At 32.5% G+C, this 23,896-nt stretch carries 20 protein-coding genes; 9 read left to right on the forward strand and 11 right to left on the reverse strand.

Annotated features, from left to right (window positions below; genetic code table 11):
- Positions 1-68: 68 nt before the first annotated feature.
- Positions 69-410: an arsenate reductase (glutaredoxin) gene (gene arsC / locus T410_RS10920; RefSeq protein WP_035671592.1), complete on the reverse strand. Its 342-nt coding sequence runs from the start codon at positions 408-410 to the stop codon at positions 69-71.
- A gap of 104 nt (positions 411-514) precedes the next feature.
- Between arsC and T410_RS10925 the strand changes: the two genes are divergently transcribed.
- Entirely contained in the window at positions 515-1,462 is a 948-nt protein-coding gene (locus T410_RS10925; RefSeq protein ID WP_035671594.1) for a CPBP family intramembrane glutamic endopeptidase, read from the forward strand.
- Between the two features lie 5 nt (positions 1,463-1,467).
- Entirely contained in the window at positions 1,468-2,514 is a 1,047-nt protein-coding gene (locus tag T410_RS10930; protein WP_035671595.1) for an AMP-binding protein, read from the forward strand.
- A 66-nt stretch (positions 2,515-2,580) separates the two neighbouring features.
- Here T410_RS10930 and T410_RS10935 read toward each other — a convergent pair whose 3' ends face one another.
- The 5 genes from T410_RS10935 to lpxD all read right to left on the reverse strand — a co-directional run bounded on the left by T410_RS10935 (position 2,581) and on the right by lpxD (position 8,430).
- Positions 2,581-3,003, reverse strand: a complete 423-nt coding sequence (locus tag T410_RS10935) for a DoxX family protein (RefSeq protein WP_035671596.1) — start codon at positions 3,001-3,003, stop codon at positions 2,581-2,583.
- Positions 3,004-3,155: 152 nt separating this feature from the next.
- The gene (locus T410_RS10940; protein WP_035671597.1) at positions 3,156-3,791 is read right to left on the reverse strand and encodes a hypothetical protein; all 636 of its coding nucleotides are present in this window, start codon (positions 3,789-3,791) and stop codon (positions 3,156-3,158) included.
- A 193-nt stretch (positions 3,792-3,984) separates the two neighbouring features.
- On the reverse strand, positions 3,985-5,574 hold the full coding sequence (locus tag T410_RS10945) for a S41 family peptidase (RefSeq protein WP_035671598.1): 1,590 nt from the start codon (positions 5,572-5,574) through the stop codon (positions 3,985-3,987).
- Positions 5,575-5,638: 64 nt separating this feature from the next.
- Positions 5,639-7,267 carry an acyl-CoA carboxylase subunit beta gene (locus T410_RS10950; protein ID WP_035671600.1) on the reverse strand — a complete coding sequence of 543 codons (1,629 nt, stop codon included), beginning with the start codon at positions 7,265-7,267 and terminating at the stop codon, positions 5,639-5,641.
- Positions 7,268-7,428: 161 nt separating this feature from the next.
- Entirely contained in the window at positions 7,429-8,430 is a 1,002-nt protein-coding gene (gene lpxD / locus T410_RS10955; protein ID WP_035671601.1) for a UDP-3-O-(3-hydroxymyristoyl)glucosamine N-acyltransferase, read from the reverse strand.
- Between the two features lie 185 nt (positions 8,431-8,615).
- Here lpxD and T410_RS10960 point away from each other — a divergent pair, with 185 nt between their 5' ends.
- Together T410_RS10960 and T410_RS10965 are read left to right on the forward strand one after the other, a co-directional pair.
- Positions 8,616-9,527, forward strand: a complete 912-nt coding sequence (locus T410_RS10960; RefSeq protein WP_081897831.1) for a phospholipase A — start codon at positions 8,616-8,618, stop codon at positions 9,525-9,527.
- A gap of 134 nt (positions 9,528-9,661) precedes the next feature.
- Positions 9,662-10,378 (forward strand): L,D-transpeptidase, encoded by a 717-nt coding sequence (locus T410_RS10965; RefSeq protein ID WP_051929396.1) that lies wholly within the window; start codon positions 9,662-9,664, stop codon positions 10,376-10,378.
- A 136-nt stretch (positions 10,379-10,514) separates the two neighbouring features.
- Here T410_RS10965 and prfB read toward each other — a convergent pair.
- Positions 10,515-11,613, reverse strand: a protein-coding gene (prfB, locus tag T410_RS10970) for a peptide chain release factor 2 (RefSeq protein ID WP_152556951.1) whose coding sequence is annotated in 2 segments (ribosomal slippage) — positions 10,515-11,549 and positions 11,551-11,613 — 1,098 coding nt in all. Because the reading frame shifts where the segments join, the coding sequence is not laid out codon by codon here.
- A gap of 191 nt (positions 11,614-11,804) precedes the next feature.
- Here prfB and T410_RS10975 point away from each other — a divergent pair.
- Positions 11,805-12,827 carry a low specificity L-threonine aldolase gene (locus tag T410_RS10975; protein ID WP_035671605.1) on the forward strand — a complete coding sequence of 341 codons (1,023 nt, stop codon included), beginning with the start codon at positions 11,805-11,807 and terminating at the stop codon, positions 12,825-12,827.
- A 70-nt stretch (positions 12,828-12,897) separates the two neighbouring features.
- Here T410_RS10975 and T410_RS10980 read toward each other — a convergent pair whose 3' ends face one another.
- Positions 12,898-13,218 (reverse strand): YbaB/EbfC family nucleoid-associated protein, encoded by a 321-nt coding sequence (locus T410_RS10980; protein WP_035671607.1) that lies wholly within the window; start codon positions 13,216-13,218, stop codon positions 12,898-12,900.
- A gap of 140 nt (positions 13,219-13,358) precedes the next feature.
- On the opposite strand from T410_RS10980, the gene T410_RS10985 reads away from it, so the two are divergent.
- Together T410_RS10985 and T410_RS10990 are read left to right on the forward strand one after the other, a co-directional pair.
- A complete protein-coding gene (locus T410_RS10985; protein WP_035671609.1) occupies positions 13,359-15,419 on the forward strand; it encodes an oligopeptidase B in 2,061 nt (686 codons plus the stop codon).
- Between the two features lie 71 nt (positions 15,420-15,490).
- Positions 15,491-16,531: a PLP-dependent cysteine synthase family protein gene (locus T410_RS10990; RefSeq protein WP_035671610.1), complete on the forward strand. Its 1,041-nt coding sequence runs from the start codon at positions 15,491-15,493 to the stop codon at positions 16,529-16,531.
- A gap of 231 nt (positions 16,532-16,762) precedes the next feature.
- Here T410_RS10990 and T410_RS10995 read toward each other — a convergent pair whose 3' ends face one another.
- The 3 genes from T410_RS10995 to gcvT all read right to left on the reverse strand — a co-directional run bounded on the left by T410_RS10995 (position 16,763) and on the right by gcvT (position 20,685).
- Positions 16,763-17,476: a YebC/PmpR family DNA-binding transcriptional regulator gene (locus T410_RS10995; protein ID WP_035671611.1), complete on the reverse strand. Its 714-nt coding sequence runs from the start codon at positions 17,474-17,476 to the stop codon at positions 16,763-16,765.
- A gap of 107 nt (positions 17,477-17,583) precedes the next feature.
- Positions 17,584-19,599: a S41 family peptidase gene (locus T410_RS11000; RefSeq protein ID WP_035671613.1), complete on the reverse strand. Its 2,016-nt coding sequence runs from the start codon at positions 19,597-19,599 to the stop codon at positions 17,584-17,586.
- Positions 19,600-19,602: 3 nt separating this feature from the next.
- Positions 19,603-20,685, reverse strand: coding sequence for a glycine cleavage system aminomethyltransferase GcvT (gene gcvT / locus T410_RS11005; RefSeq protein WP_035671614.1), 1,083 nt, complete (start codon positions 20,683-20,685; stop codon positions 19,603-19,605).
- A 263-nt stretch (positions 20,686-20,948) separates the two neighbouring features.
- On the opposite strand from gcvT, the gene T410_RS11010 reads away from it, so the two are divergent.
- Complete coding sequence (locus tag T410_RS11010) at positions 20,949-21,383, forward strand: DUF2147 domain-containing protein (RefSeq protein ID WP_035671617.1); 435 nt, start codon at positions 20,949-20,951, stop codon at positions 21,381-21,383.
- 56 nt (positions 21,384-21,439) lie between these two features.
- Positions 21,440-23,890, forward strand: a complete 2,451-nt coding sequence (priA, locus tag T410_RS11015) for a primosomal protein N' (protein ID WP_035671620.1) — start codon at positions 21,440-21,442, stop codon at positions 23,888-23,890.
- Positions 23,891-23,896 lie beyond the last annotated feature (6 nt).

Raw genomic sequence — 23,896 nt, forward strand, 5'->3', positions numbered from 1 at the left:
GTTTCTTTTTTAGATTGCAAAAAAGAACTTAGGTTTAATGCATTAATCATAAAAAAGTGTTAATTTAATTATATGAAATTAGTTACATTATCTAAGTCTCTTCCTAAGATTGCTTTATCTCCTATGATAACAATAGGTCTTTCAATTAAAATAGGATGGGTGACCATTGCTTGAATGATTTCGTCATTGGTCATCTTTTTATTTTTGAAATTTTCTATCCAAATTTTTTCTTTTTGGCGGACTAATGCAATCGGTTCAAAATTTAGTTTTTGAATAAGCGCTTTTAATTCTTCAAATGTGGGAACATTTTCAAGATAATTAATGACTTCAAATTCTTTTTCAGATTCTTTTATAAAAGCCAGGCAGTTTCTTGATTTTCCGCAACGCGGATTGTGGTATATTTGTATCATAAGTAATTTTTTGATAAAGAAAATGGTGTATTAATCTCGTTCCATAAGTGTAACAAAAGTAAAATTTGTTACTCTAATTTTAATAATATAAAAAACAAAAATCTATGTTTATAGAACAAGGAGTGAAATCTGAGAATAAGTTTTGGAAGTATATTGTCGGTTCTTTAGTTATTATTTTTGCTTCTTTTTTAGGTCAGATACCATTATTATTAGCATTGCTTTATGAAACATTTGTAAATGGAAAAAAATACCCATCTTCTAATGAAGATATTATGGCCTTTTTTGAGCCCAATATGACTTTGTTTTTGATTCTTGTTTCATTTGTTTTTGCGATGTTAGGTATTTATTTTGTTATTAAATATGTTCACAATCAAACGATGCTTTCCATAACGACATCCAGATTAAAAATGGATTGGAAAAGAGTATTATTTTCGTTTTCTATTTGGTCAATTTTTACAATTGTATCAACATTATTGTTTTATTTTTCAAATCCAAGTGACTTTGTAATCAATTTTAAACCTATTCCATTTGTTATTTTAGTTGTTATTGGGACATTATTAATTCCCATTCAAACCAGTACCGAAGAATATATTTTTAGAGGTTATTTGATGCAGGGTTTTGCCAATCTCGCTAAAAATAAATGGTTTCCTTTAATTATGACTTCTGTTATTTTTGGAGCCATGCATATTTCAAATCCCGAAGTTTCTAAAATAGGGAACATTGTTTTAGTGTATTACATCGGAACAGGATTGTTATTAGGAGTCATTACCTTAATGGATGAAGGAATGGAGCTGGCTTTAGGTTTTCATGCTGCCAATAATTTAGTCAGTGCTTTATTAGTTACTTCTGATTGGTCAGCGTTTCAAACCCATTCTATTTTTAAAGATATTTCGGAGCCATCGGCTGGAGTAGATGTTATATTGCCTGTTGTAATCATTTACCCGATACTTTTATTTATCTTTAGTAAAAAATACAATTGGACAAATTGGAAAGAAAAATTAACAGGAAAAATGGAAGAACCAACACCTTATAATCATTTAAAATCAATATAATTACCATGGATAAAATCACTTACAAAAACGTGAATAATCATTTTAAGCTAAATGGGTTTCATCTGAATCGAAAAGATTTATGTAGAGTAGCGTACAGTTTTATTAAAGAAGGTGAGGAGCACGAAAAATCTGTTGGGGATTTTATACTCGATTGGTTTGATAAAAAAAGCTACATCGAATTAAACACATCAGGAACGACAGGAAGCCCAAAAATTATTCAAATGGATAAACAGGCCATGGTTAATTCGGCTTTGGCGACTGGCGATTTTTTTGATTTACGTCCAGGAGATAAAGCCTTACATTGTTTGCCAACGAAATATATAGCTGGAAAAATGATGTTTGTCAGAGGTTTTATTTTGGGGCTTGACATGGATTTTGTAGCCCCAAGCTCGCATCCGCTGTTGCATAATGAAACTAAATATGACTTTGTTTCGATGGTACCTTTGCAGGCTGAAAATTCATTAACGGAATTAAAAAACGTAAAGAAAATGATTGTTGGCGGTGCTAGAATGAGTAAACCGCTAGAAAAAAGCCTATCTAAATTGAGTACTAAAGGGTATGAAACGTATGGTATGACAGAAACAATTACGCATATCGCTGCCAAGAAAATAGGAGAGAAGGCATTCGTTGTTTTGCCTAACATAAAAATTTCTCAAGATGATAGAAATTGTCTGGTTATCAATGCGCCAAAAATTTCAGAAGAAACAATTGTAACGAATGATTTGGTCGAATTGATAAATGAAAATGAATTTGTCTTTTTAGGCCGAATTGATAATGTTATAAATAGCGGTGGAATTAAACTGATTCCCGAGCAAATTGAAGAGAAATTATCGCATAAAATTCATTCAAGATTTTTTGTTACAGGAGTTCAGGATGCTACTTTAGGAGAAAAATTAGTATTGATTATTGAAGGAGAAAAACTTCCTTTAGATGAAACTATTTTTGAAGGTTTAGATAAATATGAAAAGCCTAAAGAGGTTTTTTATGTTTCTAAATTTATTGAAACACAAAATGGAAAAATAAAGAGGAAAGAAATTCTGGAGCATATTTAGTATTCTCTATTTTTCATAATATGTAAAAGCATCCCGTTAAAAAAACAGGATGCTTTTATAGTTTAATTATTTTTGCATTTTGAAATAGTAATCTGCAGAATGTTTTCCGCTTCCATAAAATAAAAAAAAGACACATATCGCAAGTATAACAAACGCTAACAGTAAGTTTTGCGAATGCATTTCTCCCATGAAATTCACAATAATTGCGCCAATCAGTATAGGCAATTGTGCTATTATTGCCCATCTGGTGAGCAAACCAAAAATAATCATTATTCCACCAACCATATGTGCCGGAGCGATATAATGAATCAGAAACATACCACCGCCAATTTTATCAATTGGGGATATTAAGTCTTGTAAATATTGGATGTTTGTTATAAAAGATATTCCTTTCATAAACAAAAAAACACCAAGTGCTATTCGTACCAAATCTAATGGTAAATAAGTGTGTGTATTTGCCCACTTATTCAAACTTTTTACGTTGCTCATAATGTGTAGTTTAAAATATTTAATTCTAAATTGCTAATTTTTAAATATATAAGTTGTTTTTAGTTTGTAAAAATTCAGTAATTTGTTCGTAACAAAACTTTTTTAAAATAGCAGCTGAACACTTTTTTTATGTGAAGAATTAATGAATTTATTTAATGTGTAAATCGGTATTTTAGCTTTAAACCAAGACTATTTTCAGCGTGACCATGAGCTAAAAATTGAGTAAAATCCAATGACAAACCAAGTTTATTTCTTTCATTGCCAATAATAAAATGCCTTCCTAAGTAGAAAGCTGAAGAAAGGCCAAATTGTTGCGGTCCTCCTCCATATTCAGATACAAAACCAAGCCCAAATTTTTTATCAGCGTCAGAAAGGGCATATCCTAATCCTGATTCTATTCCCCAATACCATTTGCGGGTAAAACTATATTGAGTATTGACTTTTATAGAGAATATACTAAAGTTACTGTATAATGTTCTGTCTTTTAAAGTGCTTTCAGGTGTTAATGTTGGTGCATTTTGCTTGACCAGCCAATAATCATAATCGAATTTAATACCCAAATCCCATTTTGGAGAAATTTTTTTCCATGCTCTTATATTAGCGCCAATTTCAAATTTATGGGAGCGGTACATTTGTATGTGTACTGGAATTGATAAGTTAATGCCATATTCTAAATATATTTTTTTTTCTTTTTTTGGAGAAATACTGTCATTATTCGTTTTTTGCGCAGAAATAAACTGTGCGGAAAAAAGTAGTATACATAATAATATAGTCGGAATTTTTTTCATTTTTTCGGATAATTAAATAATTCAAATCAGCGTGAATATTTTTATTGAATTTAAAAAAATGATATTATAAAGTTGATTTCTGTTTATTTGTTTAAAAAGAAAGAAGAATACTAAAGTAAAGATACAAATAACTATTAATCAATGTTGTAGGTTTTCTTTTTATTTTTTTTAATGAAAAAATATAAATCTAAAATTATTTTTTTTGAATTATAGAAATATCTTTTTCTTGAATTTTAATAGTATCTAAAACCCAAGTCATTTCAGGGTCATTTTCTTTTATTCGATCTTCAATTGTGGGGATTATTTGTTTATCAGGAAATATACCTCGGCCTTCTAAAATTGTTTTAAAAGGAGAAGCCATATACATTAATCCAATGCGTATTTGGATGTTAGTATTTGGCAATTTTACTCGAGGCATAAAGCCGGCTACAGTTCCGTTGTAGGTACCGCCAGTTTCTTCACCCACAAAATAAGCCCTTTTAGAACCTTTAAAATTAGAAGAAATAATGCTTGAAGCAGAAAAACTTCCGCCGTTTATAAGTACATAAATTTTTCCTTTGAAAGTATTTTTACTCACCTTATGAGGTTTCGTTTGTGTTGCAAAATAATTTTTTCCATTTTTATTTTTATGAACAGTAAGCAGTAAATAGGAGTACATTATTGGCGAAAAAAATGTTTTTAAAACTTTAAAACCAAAAGAACCACCATGCAAATAAGCTCCTTTAAACAAACTGGATCTTGAAACTACTTCAGATTTATCTAAAAATACAAAAGTGCTTTCTGCTAAATAGGAATATAAATCGGCAATTTCACTGACACGTCCACCGCCATTATTTCTCAAATCAAGTATAAGTGTTTTAGTTTTGTAATCAGAAATTTTCGAAAAGCTTTCTTTGTAAAAAGTTTTATAATCACCAATCTTAAAACTTCTAATTTTCATTACAGCTATACTACTGTCTTGTTCTAAAAAATGTAGGTTCCGATTATAATTTTTTTCAACGAAATAATAACCATTAATCCTTTTCTTTTTTCTAATTGCTTTCGATTTTGTCTTATTCTTAATAGCTAGCTTTTTTTTATTTTTTTTAAGATCTTTCCTAGAAGTATCTTCAGCTTTTCGTTTGATAGTAATCGTTTTTAAACTGTCATTATATTTAAAATTATATCGGATGCTGTCTTTAAGACCATTTTCATTTGTAAAAAAAGTAGAGAATAGTTTACCAGAATAATTGGTTTTATAAGTGCTGTTGTAACCATCGGAGCTATAATAATGATTGTATTCAATAATTAAATCAATCGGTTTTATACCATTTACAGCATTAACTTCAGTTCCGGGATGTATGTTTTTGTTGTAGGACTTATTTTTGATAACGTATAATTTCCCATTAAAAAAGTCGAAATCAAATTGAGAAAAAGGACCAGTTCCTTTTTTGATAAGAGCTTTGGTTTGTCGTTTCGTAAATAATTTTATTGGGGGATATAGGACTAAATGTCCTTGACGAACAGCAGCAACTACGGGGCTTAATTTTTTGTAAAACTCAAATTTTGTTATTGGTTTTGTGATGGTCGCTTTTAGGCTGTCAAATTTATAATCTAGAGCTTCCTTACTGATATACCAGTATAAATTGGGGTGTAATTCCTGTAATTTTCGATAGGTAAAATCAACATCTGATTTCAGTTTTTCTTCAGCTATCAAATCATTCAAATGTTTGTTGTGCTTTTTTATGGAAGTACATTGCGCAAAGAATAATATCGCAAAACTAAATAGAACTATTTTTCTCATGTTTTCATTGCCTAATTTTTTCCTCAAATCTAAAGACTACAATTTGAAATATGTGATTTGAGATTTAAACCTGAATAACGCCTAAATTAAATTTCTTTTCAATAGGAGAGTGGTTTGCGGCTTCAATTCCCATAGAAATCCAAGTTCTAGTGTCCAAAGGATCAATTATGGCATCTGTCCAAAGTCTAGAAGCAGCATAATAAGGCGAAACCTGTTCGTCATACCTTGCTTTGATTTTGTCAAAAAGAGCTTTTTCTTTTGCTTCATCAACTATTTCACCTTTTGCTTTAAGCGAAGAAGCTTCAATTTGTGCCAATACTTTAGCGGCTTGTGTTCCGCCCATAACAGCTAATTCCGCACTCGGCCATGCAAAAATTAATCGTGGATCGTATGCTTTGCCACACATAGCATAATTTCCTGCACCATAAGAATTCCCTACAATAACAGTGAATTTTGGAATAACTGAATTACTGACAGCGTTCACCATTTTGGCACCATCTTTTATGATTCCGCCATGTTCAGATTTGGATCCTACCATAAAACCGGTAACATCTTGTACAAAAACTAAAGGGATTTTCTTTTGGTTGCAATTGGCAATAAAACGAGTGGCTTTATCGGCACTATCGGAATAGATTACGCCTCCAAACTGCATTTCGCCATTTTTGGTTTTCACCACTTTTCTTTGGTTAGCAACTATTCCCACTGCCCAACCATCAATTCTGGCATAGCCGGTGATAATCGTTTGACCATAACCGTCTTTATAGGCTTCAAATTCTGAATTATCAACCAAGCGATTGATGATTTCCATCATGTCATATTGCTCATTACGAGCTTTTGGCAAAATACCATAGATTTCATTTTCATCTAAAGCTGGTTTTTCTGATTTGATTCGGCTGTAACCCGCTTTATCAAAAGCGCCTATTTTGTCAACTATATTTTTTATTTTGTCTAATGCGTCTTTATCATCTTTGGCTTTATAATCCGTCACCCCCGAAATTTCACAATGCGTGGTCGCTCCGCCCAATGTTTCATTATCGATGCTTTCGCCAATGGCAGCTTTGACCAAATAACTTCCAGCCAGAAAAATACTGCCTGTTTTTTCGACTATTATAGCTTCATCGCTCATAATTGGTAAATAGGCACCACCAGCAACACAACTTCCCATTACAGCAGCAATTTGAGTGATTCCCATGCTGCTCATTTGAGCATTATTTCTAAAAATTCGACCAAAATGTTCTTTGTCAGGAAAAATTTCATCTTGCAAAGGCAAATAAACGCCCGCGCTGTCTACTAAATAAATGATTGGCAACCGATTTTCCATTGCAATTTCTTGTGCACGGAGATTTTTCTTTGCGGTAATAGGAAACCAAGCACCAGCTTTCACAGTAGCATCATTGGCCACAACAATACATTGTTTTCCTTTGATATATCCTATTTTAACTACAACACCGCCAGAGGGGCATCCGCCGTGTTCTGCATACATTCCTTCACCTACAAATGCTCCAATTTCTATACTTTTAGCTTTGGCGTCAAGCAAATAATCGATGCGTTCTCTGGCAGTCATTTTGCCTTCACCATGTAATTTTTGAATGCGTTTTTCACCACCACCCAATTTCACAAGACTCAATTTTTGTCGCAATGCCGAAAGTAAAAGTTTATTGTGGTCTTCGTTTTTGTTGAAGTTCAAATCCATGATGCAATAATGTTAAAATAGTTTGTGCTAAAATACAAAATCCAACGAAATAAAATTTATTATTTTATAGGTTTTGAAAGGAAATTGGATATTAGTTTGGTATAAAAACAAAAAAACAGAAGTTACCTCCTGTTTTTTTATGAATTTAATAAAAAAAGTGATTATTTGCTTTTAGATTCATTTACGAGTCTTTTCAAAATTGCCCATTGTTTTAATGCATCACGAGCTTCAACAGCCGGATAGCCTAACATGGTTTTTCCTGCAGGAATATCTCCCGTAACACCTGAACCAGCGCCTACAATTGCACCATCGCCAATGGTTGTATGGTCTTTTATAGAAGCGCTTCCGCCAATAATTACTCCGTTTCCTAGCGTTACAGAACCTGCCAATCCGCTATTTCCTGCCATGATACAAAAACGGCCTAATTTACTGTTGTGTCCAATTTGGACTAAATTATCAATTTTACAACCGTCACCTAAAATAGTGGAACTGAATTTTCCTCGGTCAACACAAGTATTGGCACCAATTTCTACACTATTGCCTATAATCACATTTCCAATTTGTGGAATTTTCACCAAACCTCTTTGAGGATCTGGACGAAAACCAAAACCATCTGCACCAATTGTCGCATTGGGATGTATAATACAATCATTTCCTATATGACAACGCTCTCTGATTACCGCTCCAGACCAGATTGTAGTATTTTTTCCTACGGTACATTCATCTAAGATAGTAACATTTGGATATAGTGTTGTATTGTCTCCAAGGAATACTTTTGGTCCTACATAACAACCTGCGCCAACTCTAACACCGTTACAAATAATAGCGGTTTCATCTATAACAGCAGTTGGATGAATATCGATATTAAATAATGGCGTTGGAGGTGCAAAAAGAGCTAAAACTTGCGACATCGCCAAATCTGCATTTTTCACCTTAATGAATGCTCTGTTTTCTCCCGGTTCTATTGAAATATCCTCATTAACAACCGCTACACATGCTTTTGAAATTGCCCAAAGTTTTTCATATTTTTTGTTTCCAATAAAAGAAATTTCAGATTCAGTTGCAGCTTCAAGTTGTTCAGGAGCAGTAATATTTTGGAAAGTACTTCCCACAATAACTCCTTTTAAAATTTCATTTATTTCTTGGATGGAATAGGATTTCATTAAGTGTAGTTTGATTTTGGTTTAGTTATAGTCATCAAATAAAACAAATTGAGATTATAATTCCTAATATTTCGGGATTCTTTAACAGGATTAAAAGTGTGATTTATGAAACTAAAATATTTAAATGTATAACGGAAAACTATAACAAACGGTTAGTTTTACTAGCTAAACTACTTTTATATATTATGAAATTAATTTCAATAAAATTATTAAGTTTTATCTTATTCTGTTCCTGTTTTTCCGGAAATGCTCAAATTCAAAGTTTATTTAATAATAAAACTCAACTTCGTAATCTAACGGAGCGATGGGAATTAGACACGACTTCTTTAAGAGGAACATTTTTAGTTACTCCTTATAAGCCTATGTATGCTTTACCTTTTCGATGGTCAAATAATACAAACGAACAACCACATTCCGGGAATATTGATCCCGATTATATTGCTCCTCCAGGAGTTGATTACAATAATATTGAAATTAAATTTCAATTGAGTTTTAAAACTAAAGTTTTGCAGGGTATTTTTTGGGGACGCGGTGATTTATGGGTTGCTTATACACAAATATCCCATTGGCAAATTTATAATAATAATCTTTCACGCCCCTTTAGAGAAGTTAATTACGAACCGGAACTGATTTTGAATGTTCCTGTAAACTTTAAAATTTTGGGTTTTAAAGCACGAATGATTGGTGTCGCATTCAATCATGAATCCAATGGTAAAAGTGATCCATTCTCCAGAAGTTGGAATAGGGTAATTTTTCATGCGGGATTTGAACGCAATAATTGGACAGTTTATGTCAGACCTTGGTTGCGAATGCCTGCCAAAAAGGATGATAATCCAGATATTTCAGAATATGTGGGACGAGGAGATTTGAATGTAATATACGCCAAAAACGGGAATATATTTTCGTTTATTGGGAGTCATAATTTGAATTTTGGTTCCAAAGCAAGGGGGAATTCCTCGTTTTCATGGTCGTATCCCATCAAAAATAATTTAAAAGGATATTTGTTAGTTTCTCATGGTTATGGTGAAACCTTAATTGATTATAACAATCTCCAAACTACTGTTGGCGTTGGGGTTTCATTGATTGAATGGTTATAGGTTCTGAAAATCGATGCGTAGATGTTAAATTAGTTTTACAATAAATTTGTTATGTTTGTAGATGAATGTTCAATCGAATTTTTATTCTTAATTTGATTTTCTTGTTAGCTATAAAATAATATCTCCACAATAAAATGAATTTTTTAAACCGTTTTTTGTTTTTGGCTACAGTATTGTTTTTGTTTATTAACCTGCAGGCTCAAACAAATAACACTACAAACAAAAATGCATTATTAATTGCTTCTAATAATAAAAGTAAGTTAGAAAATACCGAACAATTATTGGTAGTGTACAATTATCAGCCAAAAAGTTATAGTGCTTTTCTTGTAGCTTTAGAAAGAAAAGAGGGGAGTTGGGTTATAAAATATAATCCGGTAGAAGTTGGTATTGGAAAAAATGGTTTTGCACCGCCACTTACTAAACTTGAAGGTGACGGCAAGTCCCCAACTGGAATTTTTCGTTTAGGTAAATTATATACGTATGAAAAACAGTTAAATACGTTATTGGAATACCAACAAACAACCAAAGAAGATAAATGGATTGATGATCCGAATTCCAATGACTATAATAGATATGTAAAAGGTGTTACCAATGCAAAATCATATGAAAATCTATTATTAAACAATGATGCTTACAAGTATTGCATTGTAATTGAATACAATACAAATCCTATTGTTAAGGGAAAAGGAAGCGCCATATTTTTTCATTTGGCTGTAAAAAAACCTTCTTTTACTGCTGGTTGTGTTGCTATTGATGAAGAAAATATGAAATTGATGGTGAAATGGTTAGATCCTAAAAGAAACCCAACAATTATTATGGGGAATTTTAATGTTTTGAAAAGCGGATTGTAATTAGTGCAATAAAACGTTTAGAATAAAATTTTTTTAAAAAATCCTCTCAAACATTTCGATAAACGAAAGTAGAGAGGATTTTTACATTAGTTGTTTTCAGTTGAAAGTATCAAATCTGACCACTGATATTTGCAAACTATTCTTCTTCTTTCTGTCCCATCATCATCAGATAGGCTTTCAGGAACTCATCAATTTCTCCGTTCATAACGCCATCAACATTACTGGTTTCATGGCCGGTTCGAACATCTTTTACTAATTTATAAGGTTGCATCACATAATTCCTTATTTGTGATCCCCATTCTATTTTCATTTTACCAGCTTCGATATCAGCGCGTTGTGCCTGTTTCTTTTTTAACTCAATTTCGTATAATTGAGAACGTAACATTTGCATCGCACGTTGTCTGTTATCTTGTTGCGAACGTGTTTCGGAACATTGTATTTGAATCCCCGTTGGTTTATGAAACAATTGTACTTTGGTTTCCACTTTGTTTACATTTTGTCCTCCCGCACCACTGGAGCGCGAAGTTGTAATCTCGATATCGGCAGGATTAATATCAATTTCGATGCTGTCGTCTACAAGCGGATAAACATAAACAGAAGCAAAGGAAGTATGACGCTTGGCATTACTGTCAAAAGGCGAAATCCGAACCAATCGATGCACTCCGTTTTCTCCTTTTAAATAACCAAAAGAATAATCACCTTCAAATTCGAGTGTTACGGTTTTAATACCTGCAGCTTCTCCTTTTTGGAAATTCAGTTCTTTTATTTTGTAACCGTATTTTTCGCCCCACATCATGTACATACGCATAAGCATTTCGGCCCAATCACAACTTTCAGTTCCGCCGGCACCCGCAGTTATTTGTACAACAGCACTCAATGTATCGCCTTCATCCGAAAGCATGTTTTTGAATTCAATCGCTTCAATATGATTTGCTGTTAGCGAATATTGTTCATCTAATTCTTCTGCAGTGAGTTCTCCTTCTTTGTAAAAATCATAGGCGAGTTGCAACTCGTCAGTCATTTCGACTGCTTTGTTGTAATCTTCAATCCACTTTTTCTTGTTTCTAAGGTTTTTTACAATGAGTTCAGCTTCTTTTGGATTATTCCAAAAGTCAGGCGCAAAAGTTTTTTCTTCTTCGTTTGAAATTTCAATTAGTTTGGCATCAACGTCAAAGATACCTCCTCAACGCACCAAGGCGCTCTACAATACCTTTAATTTGTTCGGTAGTTGTCATAAATTATAGTAATTAAATAGGTCCGTTTTCAAATATTTATATAAAATACCGTTATGTCATTTATTATAGCTTAGTTTTAACTGAACTAGTTTGAATTAACAAACGGTATTGTGTAATTTTGTCGCACAAAAATAGAAAAATTTTACGAAGGGACAATTCTCGAATTGTTCGTACTGAAAATAAAAAATAATATGGAAATAAATTTAGTTAGCGATACGATTACAAAACCTTCTCGCGAAATGTTAGTACACATGTTAAATGCCAAAGTTGGAGATGACGTGTACAAACAAGATCCTACTGTTATTGAGCTCGAAGCTAAAGTTGCCGAAATGTTCGGGATGGAAGCTGGACTTTTTTTTCCATCAGGAACTATGGCAAACCAAACGGCTATAAAATTACACACTCAGCCTGGCGAACAATTAATTGCCGATAAATATGCGCATGTATATCATTACGAAGGCGGAGGTGTTTCATTTAACAGTGGCGTTTCCTGCTGTTTATTAGACGGAAATCGCGGAATGATAACTGCGGAACAAGTGGCTGGAGCAATCAATGATCCTGAGTTTTATCATAGTCCGTTAACAAGTTTAGTTTGTGTAGAAAATACAACTAACAAAGGTGGCGGAGCTTGTTATGAGCTGGAAGATTTACAAAGAATAAAACAGGTTTGCGATGCCAATAATTTGAAATTTCATTTAGACGGTGCCCGAATTTGGAATGCATTAGTAGCCAAAAAGCAAGATCCAAAAGCATTTGGAAAATTATTTGATACTATTTCGGTTTGTTTGTCCAAAGGTTTAGGAGCGCCAATTGGTTCGGTTTTATTGGGAGACAAAGCAACTATTCACAGAGCATTACGAATTCGAAAAATATTGGGAGGAGGAATGCGTCAGGTAGGATATTTGGCCGCAGCCGGAATTTATGCATTGGATAATAATATAGAACGTCTTGCTGATGACCATCGAAGAGCTAAAGAAATTGCCGAGGTTTTAAAAAGGGTAAGTTGGGTAGCTTCGGTAGAACCAGTTGAGACTAACATTTTAATATTTTCGTTAGTTCCTAATTGTATTGAAAAGAATTTAATTGAATTATTAAAACAAAAAAACATTTTAATAAGTTCTATGGGGCATGGAAAACTGAGAATTGTCACACATCTTGATTATAAAGAAGTGATGCACACCTATGTACTGGAAACGCTTCAAAAATTAGTGTAATACAGCTTGAAAATGAGTTTAAGGTTTAAAGTTTTTAGGATTACTCCAAAAACTTTAAACCTTAATTTTTTTATTTAAAAAGATTATCCATTCCTGGAATCATTGGCATATCCATTTTTGCAACAGCATCAAGTTCCGCTTCATTGGTTTTAGTTGCTTTTTCAATCGCTTTATTCAATACTAAAATCATATAATCTTCTAGTTGTTCTTTGTCTTCCAATAAAGAATCGTCAATTGTGATTGATTTTATTTTTCTATTGGCTGTCAAAGTAACTTTCAATAAACCATCAGTGCTTTGTTCATCTATAAGGACTGTGTCTAAACGCTTTTTAGTATCTTCTATTTTTTGTTGGGTTTCTTTTAGTTTACCCATCATTCCCATTAAATCCATTTTGATAAATTTTAAATATTGAGCTACGAAATTACTACATTCAGAGTAATAAGCAATGTTAAATTAGATAGAAAATTGAATCGTTTTAAAAGGTGTTTGTGCTATTTTTGTAACTTCACTTAAATATAAAAGCGCAAACGATGCCAGAAAATATACAACCACCAGTTGCCAAAATAATCCCTGAAAAATTAGAGAAGTTTGATGACTTGCGAATCGATAATTACTTCTGGTTGAATGACAGAGAAAATACTGAGGTTATTGACTATCTGAATAAAGAAAATGAGTATTATCATAATATGACTACTCATACTAAGGGGTTTCAAAAGGAATTATTCGATGAAATGAAAGCTAGAATCAAGGAAGATGATGAATCAGTTCCTTATTTATACAATGGATATTACTACATCACCCGTTTTGAAACTGGAAAAGATTATCCTATTTATTCTCGAAAAAAGGAAAGCCTTTCGGCAAAAGAAGAAATTATGTTCGACTGCAATGAATTGGCCAAAGGACAATCGTATTTTCAATTGGGAGGATTAAGTATAAGTCCGGATAATAAATTAGCTGTTTTTAGTACGGATACAGTTGGAAGAAGAATTTATACCATTCAGGTCAAAAGTTTGGAAACGAATGAAATTTTAGAAGATAAAATAGAAAAAGTTACCGGAACTGCTGTTTGGGCAAATGATAATCATACTATTTTTTATTCTTCGCAAGACGAAGTTACCCTGCGCTCTGATAAAGTTTTTAAACATAAATTAGGTTCAAAACAAGTAGATGATGTTTTGGTCTATTTTGAAAAAGACGACACCTATAATGTTGAAGTTGCAAAATCAAAATCCAGAAAATACTTAGCAATTGAGTCTGGAAGTACGCTTACAACAGAATATCGAATCTTAAATGCAGATACTCCGGACGGAAAATTTGAAATCTTTCAGAAACGAATCAGAGGAGTTGAATATAGCATTAATCACTACAAGGACAGTTTTTATATTTTGACCAATAAAGACAAAGCGGAAAATTTCAAACTGATGAAAACGCTGGAAACAGCAACATCACAAGAAAATTGGATAGAAGTTTTAGCGCATCGCGAAGATGTTTTATTAGAAGATATCGAAATTTTTGCTAATTATTTGGTAGTTGAAGAGCGTTCGAATGGTTTGAATAAAATCAGAATTATGCCTTGGAGTGGGGAAGGGGAATATTATTTGCCTTTCGAAAGCGAAACCTATACTGCTTACACCACAACTAATGTAGATTTTGAAACAGAAATTTTACGTTACGGATACCAGTCGATGACAACTCCCTCTTCGGTTATTGATTTCAATATGAAAACTAAGGAAAAAGAAGTCAAAAAAGAACAACAGGTTCTTGGAGGTAAATTCGATAAAAATAATTATAAAGAAGAACGTGTTTGGGCTACAGCCAAAGATGGAACTAAAATTCCAATTTCGATGGTGTATAGAAAAGAGTTGAAAAAAGACGGAAATAATCCATTGTTACAATATGCCTATGGCTCTTATGGACACTCCATGGATGCTACTTTCTCTTCGACACGATTAACGTTATTGGACAGAGGATTTATATTTGCTATAGCACATATTCGAGGTGGCGAAGACTTAGGAAGACAATGGTATGAAGATGGAAAGTTATTAAAAAAGAAAAATACATTTACTGATTTTATTGATTGTTCTAAATTTTTAATTGATCAAAAATACACTTCACCAGCGCATTTATATGCCGAAGGTGGCTCCGCAGGAGGATTATTAATGGGGGTTGTAGTAAATTTAGCACCTGAACTGTATCACGGAATAATTGCTCAAGTACCTTTTGTCGATGTGATTACTACAATGCTGGATGATAGTATTCCGTTGACAACTGGGGAATATGATGAATGGGGTAATCCAAATAAAAAGAAATATTATAAATACATGTTGTCTTATTCCCCTTATGACAATGTAAAAAAACAAAATTATCCAAATATGTATGTCTCTACAGGACTCCATGACTCACAGGTTCAATATTGGGAGCCTGCAAAATGGGTCGCAAAATTAAGAGAGTTTAAAACAGATGAAAATATCTTATATCTTGATACTAACATGGATGCAGGCCACGGAGGAGCATCTGGAAGGTTTGAAGCCTTGAAAGAATTAGCAAAAGAATTTAGTTTTTTACTAGATTTAGAGAAAATTAAAAAGTAATTAGATTTTTTTTGTTAAATTTGCAACGTTCGAGGTTAAATTAAAAATTCTCCTCGACTAACTATTTTTTTATGAAAGAAGAAATAAACGCTTATAATAATGTTTTAGAATTAATAGGTAACACTCCACTTATTAAGCTAAATAAAGTCACCGAAGAATTAGAGGGTAATTTTTACGCAAAAGTAGAAGCTTTTAATCCTGGACATTCTTCTAAAGATAGAATAGCATTATATATAATCGAAGAAGCTGAAAAAAGAGGGATTTTATCTCCAGGTGACACGATCATCGAAACTACATCCGGGAATACTGGTTTTAGTTTAGCCATGGTGAGTATCATAAAAGGCTATAACTGTATTCTTGCCGTAAGTTCTAAATCTTCTAAAGATAAAATAGATATGTTACGTAGTTTGGGAGCAAAAGTTTATGTTTGTCCCGCGCATGTCTCTGCTGATGATGAGCGTTCATATTATAATGTAGCTAAACGTTTGCATGAAGAAACGAAAGGTTCAGTATATATCAATCAATATTTCAATCAATTGAATATTGATGCACATTATAAATCCACTGGCCCTGAAATTTGGAAACAAACAAATGGTAAAATTACGCACCTTATAGCTTGTAGCGGAACAGGAGGAACTATTTCAGGAACTGCAAAATACCTAAAAGAACAAAATCCTAACATTAGAATTCTTGGAGTTGATGCTTTTGGTTCGGTATTGAAAAAATACCATGAGACAAGAGAATTTGATAACGATGAGATTTATCCGTATAGAATTGAAGGCTTAGGTAAAAACTTAATTCCATCTGCAACTGACTTTGATCTTATTGATAAGTTCATGAAAGTAACTGATGAGGAAAGCGCACATTCTGCTAGAGAAATTACCAGAAAGGAAGGTTTATTTGTTGGATATACATCCGGAGCAGTTTTGCAAGCAATAAAACAATATGCTGACGAAGGTGAATTTGATAAAAACAGTAATGTAATTGCCATATTTCCAGATCATGGTTCTCGTTACATGAGTAAAGTATTTAGCGATGACTGGATGAATGAACAAGGCTTTTTTGATAGTATTAACGAAGAAGAAGCTCAAAAAATTGAATTTATAAAATAGGTCTTTTAGACTTCTAGATTGTTAGACTTTTTAGATTTTTAGACATAAAAAAAACTCCATTCAGACTTGTTTGAATGGAGTTTTTCATTTTAACAGAGTCATTCTGTTTTTTGCTTTAATAAACATAATGTCTAAATAAAGACTCCAAAGCAGTACTTTGAAGTCTTTATTCTATTATCCTTTTAGTTATATTCTTTTCTCTTTTCTAAGAAGTCTAAAAATCTAAGAAGTCTACTCTTCCTCCATAGTGTGATATACGTTCATAACGTCATCATCTTCTTCTAGTTTTTCAATCAGTTTTTCAACATCAGCAACTTCTGCTTCAGAAAGTTTTTTTGTGATTTGAGGAATTCTTTCAAACCCAGAAGAAAGAATTTCCAATCCTCTGTTTTCTAATTCTTTTTGGATTGTTCCGAAGCTTCCAAAAGGAGCGTAAATCAAAATACCGTCTTCATCTTCGAAAACTTCTTCAGCACCAAAATCGATTAATTCTAGTTCTAATTCTTCAGGATCAATTCCATTTGCAGGAATTCTAAAGTTGCAGGTATGGTCAAACATAAATTCAACTGAACCTTGTGTTCCCATTGCACCGTTACATTTGTTGAAATAACTTCTAACATTAGCAACAGTTCTGTTATTGTTATCTGTAGCTGTTTCAACTAAGATTGCAATTCCATGAGGTGCATATCCTTCAAATAAAACTTCTTTATAGTTAGCGGTATCTTTATCAGTTGCTTTTTTTATAGCACGTTCTACATTTTCTTTTGGCATATTAACTGCCTTGGAATTTTGAATAACCGCTCTTAATCTTGAGTTGGCATCGGGATTTGGTCCACCTTCTTTTACTGCCATTACAATATCTTTACCAATTCTGGTAAATGCTTTGGCCATTGCTGACCAACGTTTCATTTTTCTCCCTTTTCTGAATTCGAACGCTCTTCCCATTACTTTATGAGTTTATTTTATTTAAGTGCAAAAATAGAATTATTCAATTGTTTTAAAATAGTTTCTGTCGTTTTTTTTGTGATAAATTTTAAAAAATTAGTATTTTACTATTTTAAGTTTGCCATGATTTTTACAGATTCAAAAACACGAAAGTTGTTTTTTAAATTTTTAATTTGGGTACTATTTATAGATTTTAGGTAATCGTTTGTTAGTATTTTGTTAGCATCATTACTAGTGTTATTTACAATAAAAGGGTACTCAGTTTTGACAAATGCTTCTATTTCTTTCCAATGTTTTGAAAATGCAATTGATTTATTAAAAATGACATTAAATTGCAATGGTATGATTACAGCTGCTTTGAAAAACTGATTAAAAGTAGTTTTTAGACGGATGTTTTTTTGAAATTCTGTATTCGTTTTTGATTTTTGGGTATATTCTAAAATAGCTTGTTTTTGTTTTTCATTCATCGGGAATCTATTGGTGTCGATGATGCTTTCAATTTTATCATTTTTTAAAGCAGTTGGATAAGCACTTTCTTTAGGCATTTGATCGTCAAATAACCCCGGGATTATAATATCAGGAGTAATACCGTTGTATTGATTGGTTTTTCCGGTTACTCTATAAAATTCTCCAATGGTTACTTTTAGAAATTGATCTTTTTCATCTTTTAATGGAACTATTTCTTGCATTGTTGCTTTTCCTAATGATTTCGTTCCTACAATTAAGGCTAAATTATAATCCTGCATAACGTTAGCAAAAAATTCGCTTGCGGAAGCAGAAAAGCCATTTATTAGGATAATAATTGGGCCGCTATAGCTGTTTTTTGGTTTTTGATTACCAATGATTTCTTTTTGATTTGTTTTGGTGACAACTTGCGCTAAATAAGGAGTATTTATAAATAAACCGCATAGCATAACGGCTTCTTCCATAGAACCACCTCCGTTGTTTTCTAAATCAATTATTAGCCCGGTGATTTTGTCTTCTTTTAGTTTGGCTATTTCTTTGGATACATCATCACTAACATTTGTTTTTCCGTTTTCTAAAGTTGAGTAAAAGCTAGGAATTTTGATATAGCCCGTTTTTTGATTATCGCGTTCCAGTACATAACTATAAACACTATTTTGATAATCTCTCATCACTTGTTTAGAGAGGTTTGTGGTGTAAATTTCCCCGCTTTTTTTCTTAAGTGTCACGGAAACATTTTTGTACTCATTAGAGCTTAAAATTTTTTCTATTTTTTCAAAATTATAACAATTTACTAAGTATTCTTCTTGCTTCGATTTTATTTTAATGATTTGATCTCCTACTTCAATTTTTTCTGAAAAATAAGCCGGACCACCAGGTAATATTTCATCTATGGAGATATCATTTTTTTCTTTTATTGAAACGATAAGCCCCAAGGTATAGTTGTCTGAACTTACAGATGATAAAAAATCTGATTTTTGATTGGTTGAAAAGAATTCGGTATGAGGATCAAAATAAGAACAATAAACAGTAAAAAAGATGTTATGAAATTCTTGGGATGTAAGGTTGTATTTGGTTGCTTCGCAGGTATAATCGTCAAATATTTTTTGTTTTATATTTCCTGAAATGCTTGGAAATACAGCGATAAGTGAATCTTTATTAGAGCTGCTTTGTGCTATTTCAGTAAGCACATCGAATAGCATTCGTTTTTTATTAAGTTTTTTTAAATCTGCTTCTGTTTTTAAATATGGAGTAGGGGTTTTGTAAGATCTAATTATTTCAGGGCTACTCAGTGGGAAACTTTCTTTCTTTAGAGTTTCTATAATTGTAGTATGGCGATTAACGGCTTTTTGATAAGCAATATAAAATTCGTTTAAAAAACTGCAATTAGAATGGATGATATTGTCGTCTAATTTGTATTTGAATTTTTTTAGGCTGTTAATTTCGTCTTCTAAAAATAAATCGTTTTTGCTGTCTAACGCTTTTATAAAATTGTTAAAAACGTAAACCGATAAACTGTCATTTATCGGTTTAGGTTTGTAATGAAACTCTTTGACCAATGCATTAATTTTGGATAAAGTTTTGCAGGTATTCGTTTCAGATTGAGCAATAAGCCCTTTTGAATAAAGCAAGAATAAAAATAGGGCTACTTTTTTCAATTGTTATTTCTTATAAAAAGGTAGTTTTATCACTTTGGCAAGAACTTCATTTTTACGGATTCTAATGAATATATTGCTGTCTAAAGCACTGTTTTCAACGGTTACGTAACCTAGTCCAATTCCTTTATTCATGGATGGCGACATGGTACCCGAAGTTACAATTCCTATTTTATTTCCTGATCCATCTACAATTTCGTAATCGTGTCTTGGTACGGCACGTTCCTGCATTTCAAAAGCCACTAATTTTTTAGATACTCCAGTTTCTTTTTGTCTTTTTAGATTTTCTGAATTAGTGAATTCTTTAGTGAACTTTGTGATCCATCCTAAGCCAGCTTCAAGTGGAGAAGTGGTGTCGTTAATGTCATTTCCGTACAAACAAAATCCCATTTCTAATCGTAATGTATCACGAGCGGCAAGACCTATTGGTTTAATTCCAAAAGCTGCACCCGCTTCAAAAACTTTATTCCAAATTTGTTCTACTTCGGAGTTTTTGCAATAAATTTCAAAACCGCCTGAACCAGTATACCCCGTAGCTGAAATAATTACGTTGTCAATTCCTGCAAAATCACCCACTTCAAAATGGTAATATGGAATAGCTAATAAGTCCTTTGAAGTTAATGATTGCATCGCTTCAACAGCTTTAGGACCTTGAATTGCTAATAAGGAATAATCATCTGATAAATTTTTCATTTCAACTCCTAAGTCATTGTGAGCCGAAATCCAATCCCAATCTTTGTCAATATTCGAAGCATTTACGACTAATAAATACTGCTCGTCTTTCATTTTGTAAATGATTAAATCATCTACAATTCCGCCATCATTGTTTGGTAAACAAGAATATTGTGCTCTTCCTATTGTTAAAGTTGTAGCATCATTCGAAGTTACTTTTTGTATTAAAGCCAACGCATTTGGTCCTGTAAGCAAGAATTCGCCCATGTGAGAAACATCAAAAACACCCACTGCATTTCGAACCGTTTCATGTTCAGCATTTACCCCTTCATATAAAATAGGCATATTGTATCCGGCAAACGGAAGCATTTTTGCTCCCAAACTCTCGTGTATGTGCGTAAGCGCAGTATTTTTCATTGTTATTTTGTATTGAATTTCAAGTGGCTAATTTATTGATTTTATTTCGGGTGACAAAGACGTAAAGGAGCAAAATTTTAAGTTTCAAACGTTTTCGGAATTACATACGGGACAATTTTAAAATAATAAATTTAAGGATTTAATCCAATGCAGTCACAGAGCTATTTCCTACTATTCATTACAGTCTTTTCCTTTTTAATGTTTAATTTTACAATCAATTTATTTGAGTTCTCCAATTTGTGAAAGCAAAAAAATCAAGAATCATGAAAAAAAGTAGTTTAGTTATTATAGCTCTGTTTTTTGTTAGCCTTTCCTATGGTCAAAACGGAACTGTTATTGGCAAATGGAAAACCATTGATGATGAAACTGGGAAAGCTAAATCGATAGTCGAAATCTATGAAAAATCAGGAAAAATTTATGGTAAAGTAATTGAAATTCTCGAAGAAGAACATAGAAAAAAAGTCTGTAGTAATTGTTCAGGTGAGGATAAAAATAAACCTATTCTAGGAATGATAGTAATAAAAGGATTGACTAAAGATGGAAACGAATATACAAGAGGTAAAATTCTAGATCCTAAAAACGGGCAACTTTACAAATGTTACATTACATTAGTTTCAAAAGATAAACTTAAAGTTCGTGGTTTTATTGGGATTTCTTTGTTTGGACGAACGCAATACTGGTATAGAGTAAAAAGTTAATTCATATTAATGAATTTGTTATATGTTAAAAAAAAGTAAATATTTAAAATTTAAAAATGCATTTCGTCGAAGTAATTTTACCCCTTTCTCTAGCCAAAACCTTTACCTATAACGTTTCTGAGGCCGAATTTCATTATGTAAAAAAAGGGATGCGTGTGGCTGTACCTTTTGGTAAAAGTAAAATTTACACGGCCCTTGTTATTGAAATTCATCAAAATAAACCCACTTTATACGAAGCAAAAGAAATTCACCAAATTCTCGATGAAAAACCGATAGTTACTGAAATTCAAATTGCACATTGGCAATGGATTGCTTCTTATTATATGTGCGCTATCGGTGATGTATACCGTGGTGCCATGCCAAGTGCACTTTTGCTTGAAAGCGAAACGATAATTTCTCAAAAGCAGGATTTGTTTGTGGATGAAAGTTTGCTTTCGGATGATGAATATCTAATTTATCAAGCCTTGCAGCAGCAAAGTTCACTTAAAGTGCAAGATATTATATCAATTTTAAACAAAAAAAATATCTTTCCTGTTATTCAAAAATTGATTGACAAAAATATTGTAGTGCTTCAGGAAGAAATTTCAGAAAGTTATAAACCTAAGTTAGTTCGTTACGTGCGTTTGCATTCTAAATACGATTCGAATGCCGGTTTAGGTGAATTGTTGGAAACTTTGAAAAGTGCCAATAAACAAAAAGAAATAGTACTGAGTTATTTTCAATTGAGTGCTACCGAAAAGAAGCCAATAACCGTTAAGAAACTGGTTGAAACTGCTAATTCTTCTTCGGCAATTATAAAAGCTCTAATTGAAAAAGAAATATTTGAGGATTATTTTCTTCAGGAAGATCGAGTGCATTTCAATGGAAAAATAAGAGAAGATCAACTGCAATTAAGCCAAGCGCAGCAAACTGCTTTTGAAGAAATTAAAGATAGTTTTATTCAAAAAGATGTCTGTTTGCTACATGGTGTAACTTCCAGTGGAAAAACTGAAATTTATATTAAGCTTATTGAAGAATATCTGGAAACGGGAAATCAGGTATTGTATTTATTGCCCGAAATTGCTTTGACAACTCAATTAGTTGGAAGATTAAGAACTTATTTTGGAAATAAAGTAGCTGTTTTTCATTCGAAATATAACAATAATGAACGTATCGAGGTTTGGAATCAGGTTTTGTCAAATTCAGACAAAGCACAAGTTGTGATAGGAGCGAGATCCGCTTTGTTTTTACCCTTTCATAATTTAGGATTTATAATTGTTGACGAGGAACATGAACAAACTTTTAAACAAGTAGATCCTGCGCCACGATATCATGCGCGTGATGCTGCAGTAGTTTTGGCTCATTCTCATAAAGCAAAAGTTTTATTAGGTTCGGCGACGCCAAGTTTAGAAACCTATTTTAATGCAAAATCAGAAAAATATGGTTTAGTCGAAATTTCAAAACGATTTGGAAATGTAATGATGCCAAACATTGAATTGGTGGATTTAAAAGATAAATACTTTCGAAAAAAAATGACTGGACATTTCAGTGATGTTCTAATTGAAGAAATAAATATAGCGTTATCATTAGGGGAACAAGTGATTTTGTTTCAAAACAGAAGAGGTTATTCTCCTATAATAGAATGTATCACTTGTGGCAATGTTCCTCAATGTCAACAATGTGATGTGAGTTTGACCTATCACAAACATAAAAACCAGTTGCGTTGTCATTATTGTGGGTATACAATGGCAAAACCCACGCATTGCCCTTCGTGTTCGAGTGTTGATTTGACTACAAAAGGCTTTGGAACCGAACAAATTGAGCAAGAACTGATTTCTATTTTTCCAAATTCTAAAACGGGAAGAATGGATCAGGACACCACAAGGGGGAAATTTGGTTTTGAGAAAATTATAGATAGTTTCAAGAATAGGGAAATTGATATTTTAGTTGGAACGCAAATGCTGGCCAAAGGATTAGATTTTGACAATGTAAGTTTAGTAGGAATCATGAATGCCGATAATATGTTGTACCATCCTGATTTTAGGGCTTTCGAAAGAAGTTTTCAAATGATGACTCAAGTTGCAGGAAGGGCAGGGCGTTCTGAGAAGCAAGGAAAAGTGATTATTCAAACGTATAATCCCAATCATAATACGATACAGCAAGTAACGAACAATGATTATCTGGGAATGTATAAAGAGCAATTGTATGACAGACAGATCTATAAGTATCCTCCTTATTTTAGAATCATAAAACTGACATTAAAACAGCGCGATTTTGACAAATTGAAAGAAGGCGCCATGTGGTTGTATCAAGTACTGAGTCAAAATCTGGTAATGCCAGTATTAGGACCCGAAGAGCCAACAATTAATAGAATTAGGAATGAATATATCCGAACGATTATAATTAAAATTCCTCAAAATACGTCTGTGGTAAGTACAAAAAAAACTATTCAAAAGATATTGAATAGTTTTGAGTCGGTTGCTCAATATAGAGCTATAAAAGTTACGCTAAACGTTGATTTTTATTAAAAGTAG

It is taken from the genome of Flavobacterium sp. 83, from assembly GCF_000744835.1.
Lineage (GTDB): Bacteria > Bacteroidota > Bacteroidia > Flavobacteriales > Flavobacteriaceae > Flavobacterium.

Coding starts and splice junctions, on each gene's coding strand:
- arsC (WP_035671592.1), bottom strand. CDS start 410: ATGATACAAATATACCACAATCCGCGTTGCGGAAAATCAAGAAACTGC.
- T410_RS10925 (WP_035671594.1), top strand. CDS start 515: ATGTTTATAGAACAAGGAGTGAAATCTGAGAATAAGTTTTGGAAGTAT.
- T410_RS10930 (WP_035671595.1), top strand. CDS start 1,468: ATGGATAAAATCACTTACAAAAACGTGAATAATCATTTTAAGCTAAAT.
- T410_RS10935 (WP_035671596.1), bottom strand. CDS start 3,003: ATGAGCAACGTAAAAAGTTTGAATAAGTGGGCAAATACACACACTTAT.
- T410_RS10940 (WP_035671597.1), bottom strand. CDS start 3,791: ATGAAAAAAATTCCGACTATATTATTATGTATACTACTTTTTTCCGCA.
- T410_RS10945 (WP_035671598.1), bottom strand. CDS start 5,574: ATGAGAAAAATAGTTCTATTTAGTTTTGCGATATTATTCTTTGCGCAA.
- T410_RS10950 (WP_035671600.1), bottom strand. CDS start 7,267: ATGGATTTGAACTTCAACAAAAACGAAGACCACAATAAACTTTTACTT.
- lpxD (WP_035671601.1), bottom strand. CDS start 8,430: ATGAAATCCTATTCCATCCAAGAAATAAATGAAATTTTAAAAGGAGTT.
- T410_RS10960 (WP_081897831.1), top strand. CDS start 8,616: ATGAAATTAATTTCAATAAAATTATTAAGTTTTATCTTATTCTGTTCC.
- T410_RS10965 (WP_051929396.1), top strand. CDS start 9,662: ATGAATTTTTTAAACCGTTTTTTGTTTTTGGCTACAGTATTGTTTTTG.
- T410_RS10975 (WP_035671605.1), top strand. CDS start 11,805: ATGGAAATAAATTTAGTTAGCGATACGATTACAAAACCTTCTCGCGAA.
- T410_RS10980 (WP_035671607.1), bottom strand. CDS start 13,218: ATGGATTTAATGGGAATGATGGGTAAACTAAAAGAAACCCAACAAAAA.
- T410_RS10985 (WP_035671609.1), top strand. CDS start 13,359: ATGCCAGAAAATATACAACCACCAGTTGCCAAAATAATCCCTGAAAAA.
- T410_RS10990 (WP_035671610.1), top strand. CDS start 15,491: ATGAAAGAAGAAATAAACGCTTATAATAATGTTTTAGAATTAATAGGT.
- T410_RS10995 (WP_035671611.1), bottom strand. CDS start 17,476: ATGGGAAGAGCGTTCGAATTCAGAAAAGGGAGAAAAATGAAACGTTGG.
- gcvT (WP_035671614.1), bottom strand. CDS start 20,685: ATGAAAAATACTGCGCTTACGCACATACACGAGAGTTTGGGAGCAAAA.
- T410_RS11010 (WP_035671617.1), top strand. CDS start 20,949: ATGAAAAAAAGTAGTTTAGTTATTATAGCTCTGTTTTTTGTTAGCCTT.
- priA (WP_035671620.1), top strand. CDS start 21,440: ATGCATTTCGTCGAAGTAATTTTACCCCTTTCTCTAGCCAAAACCTTT.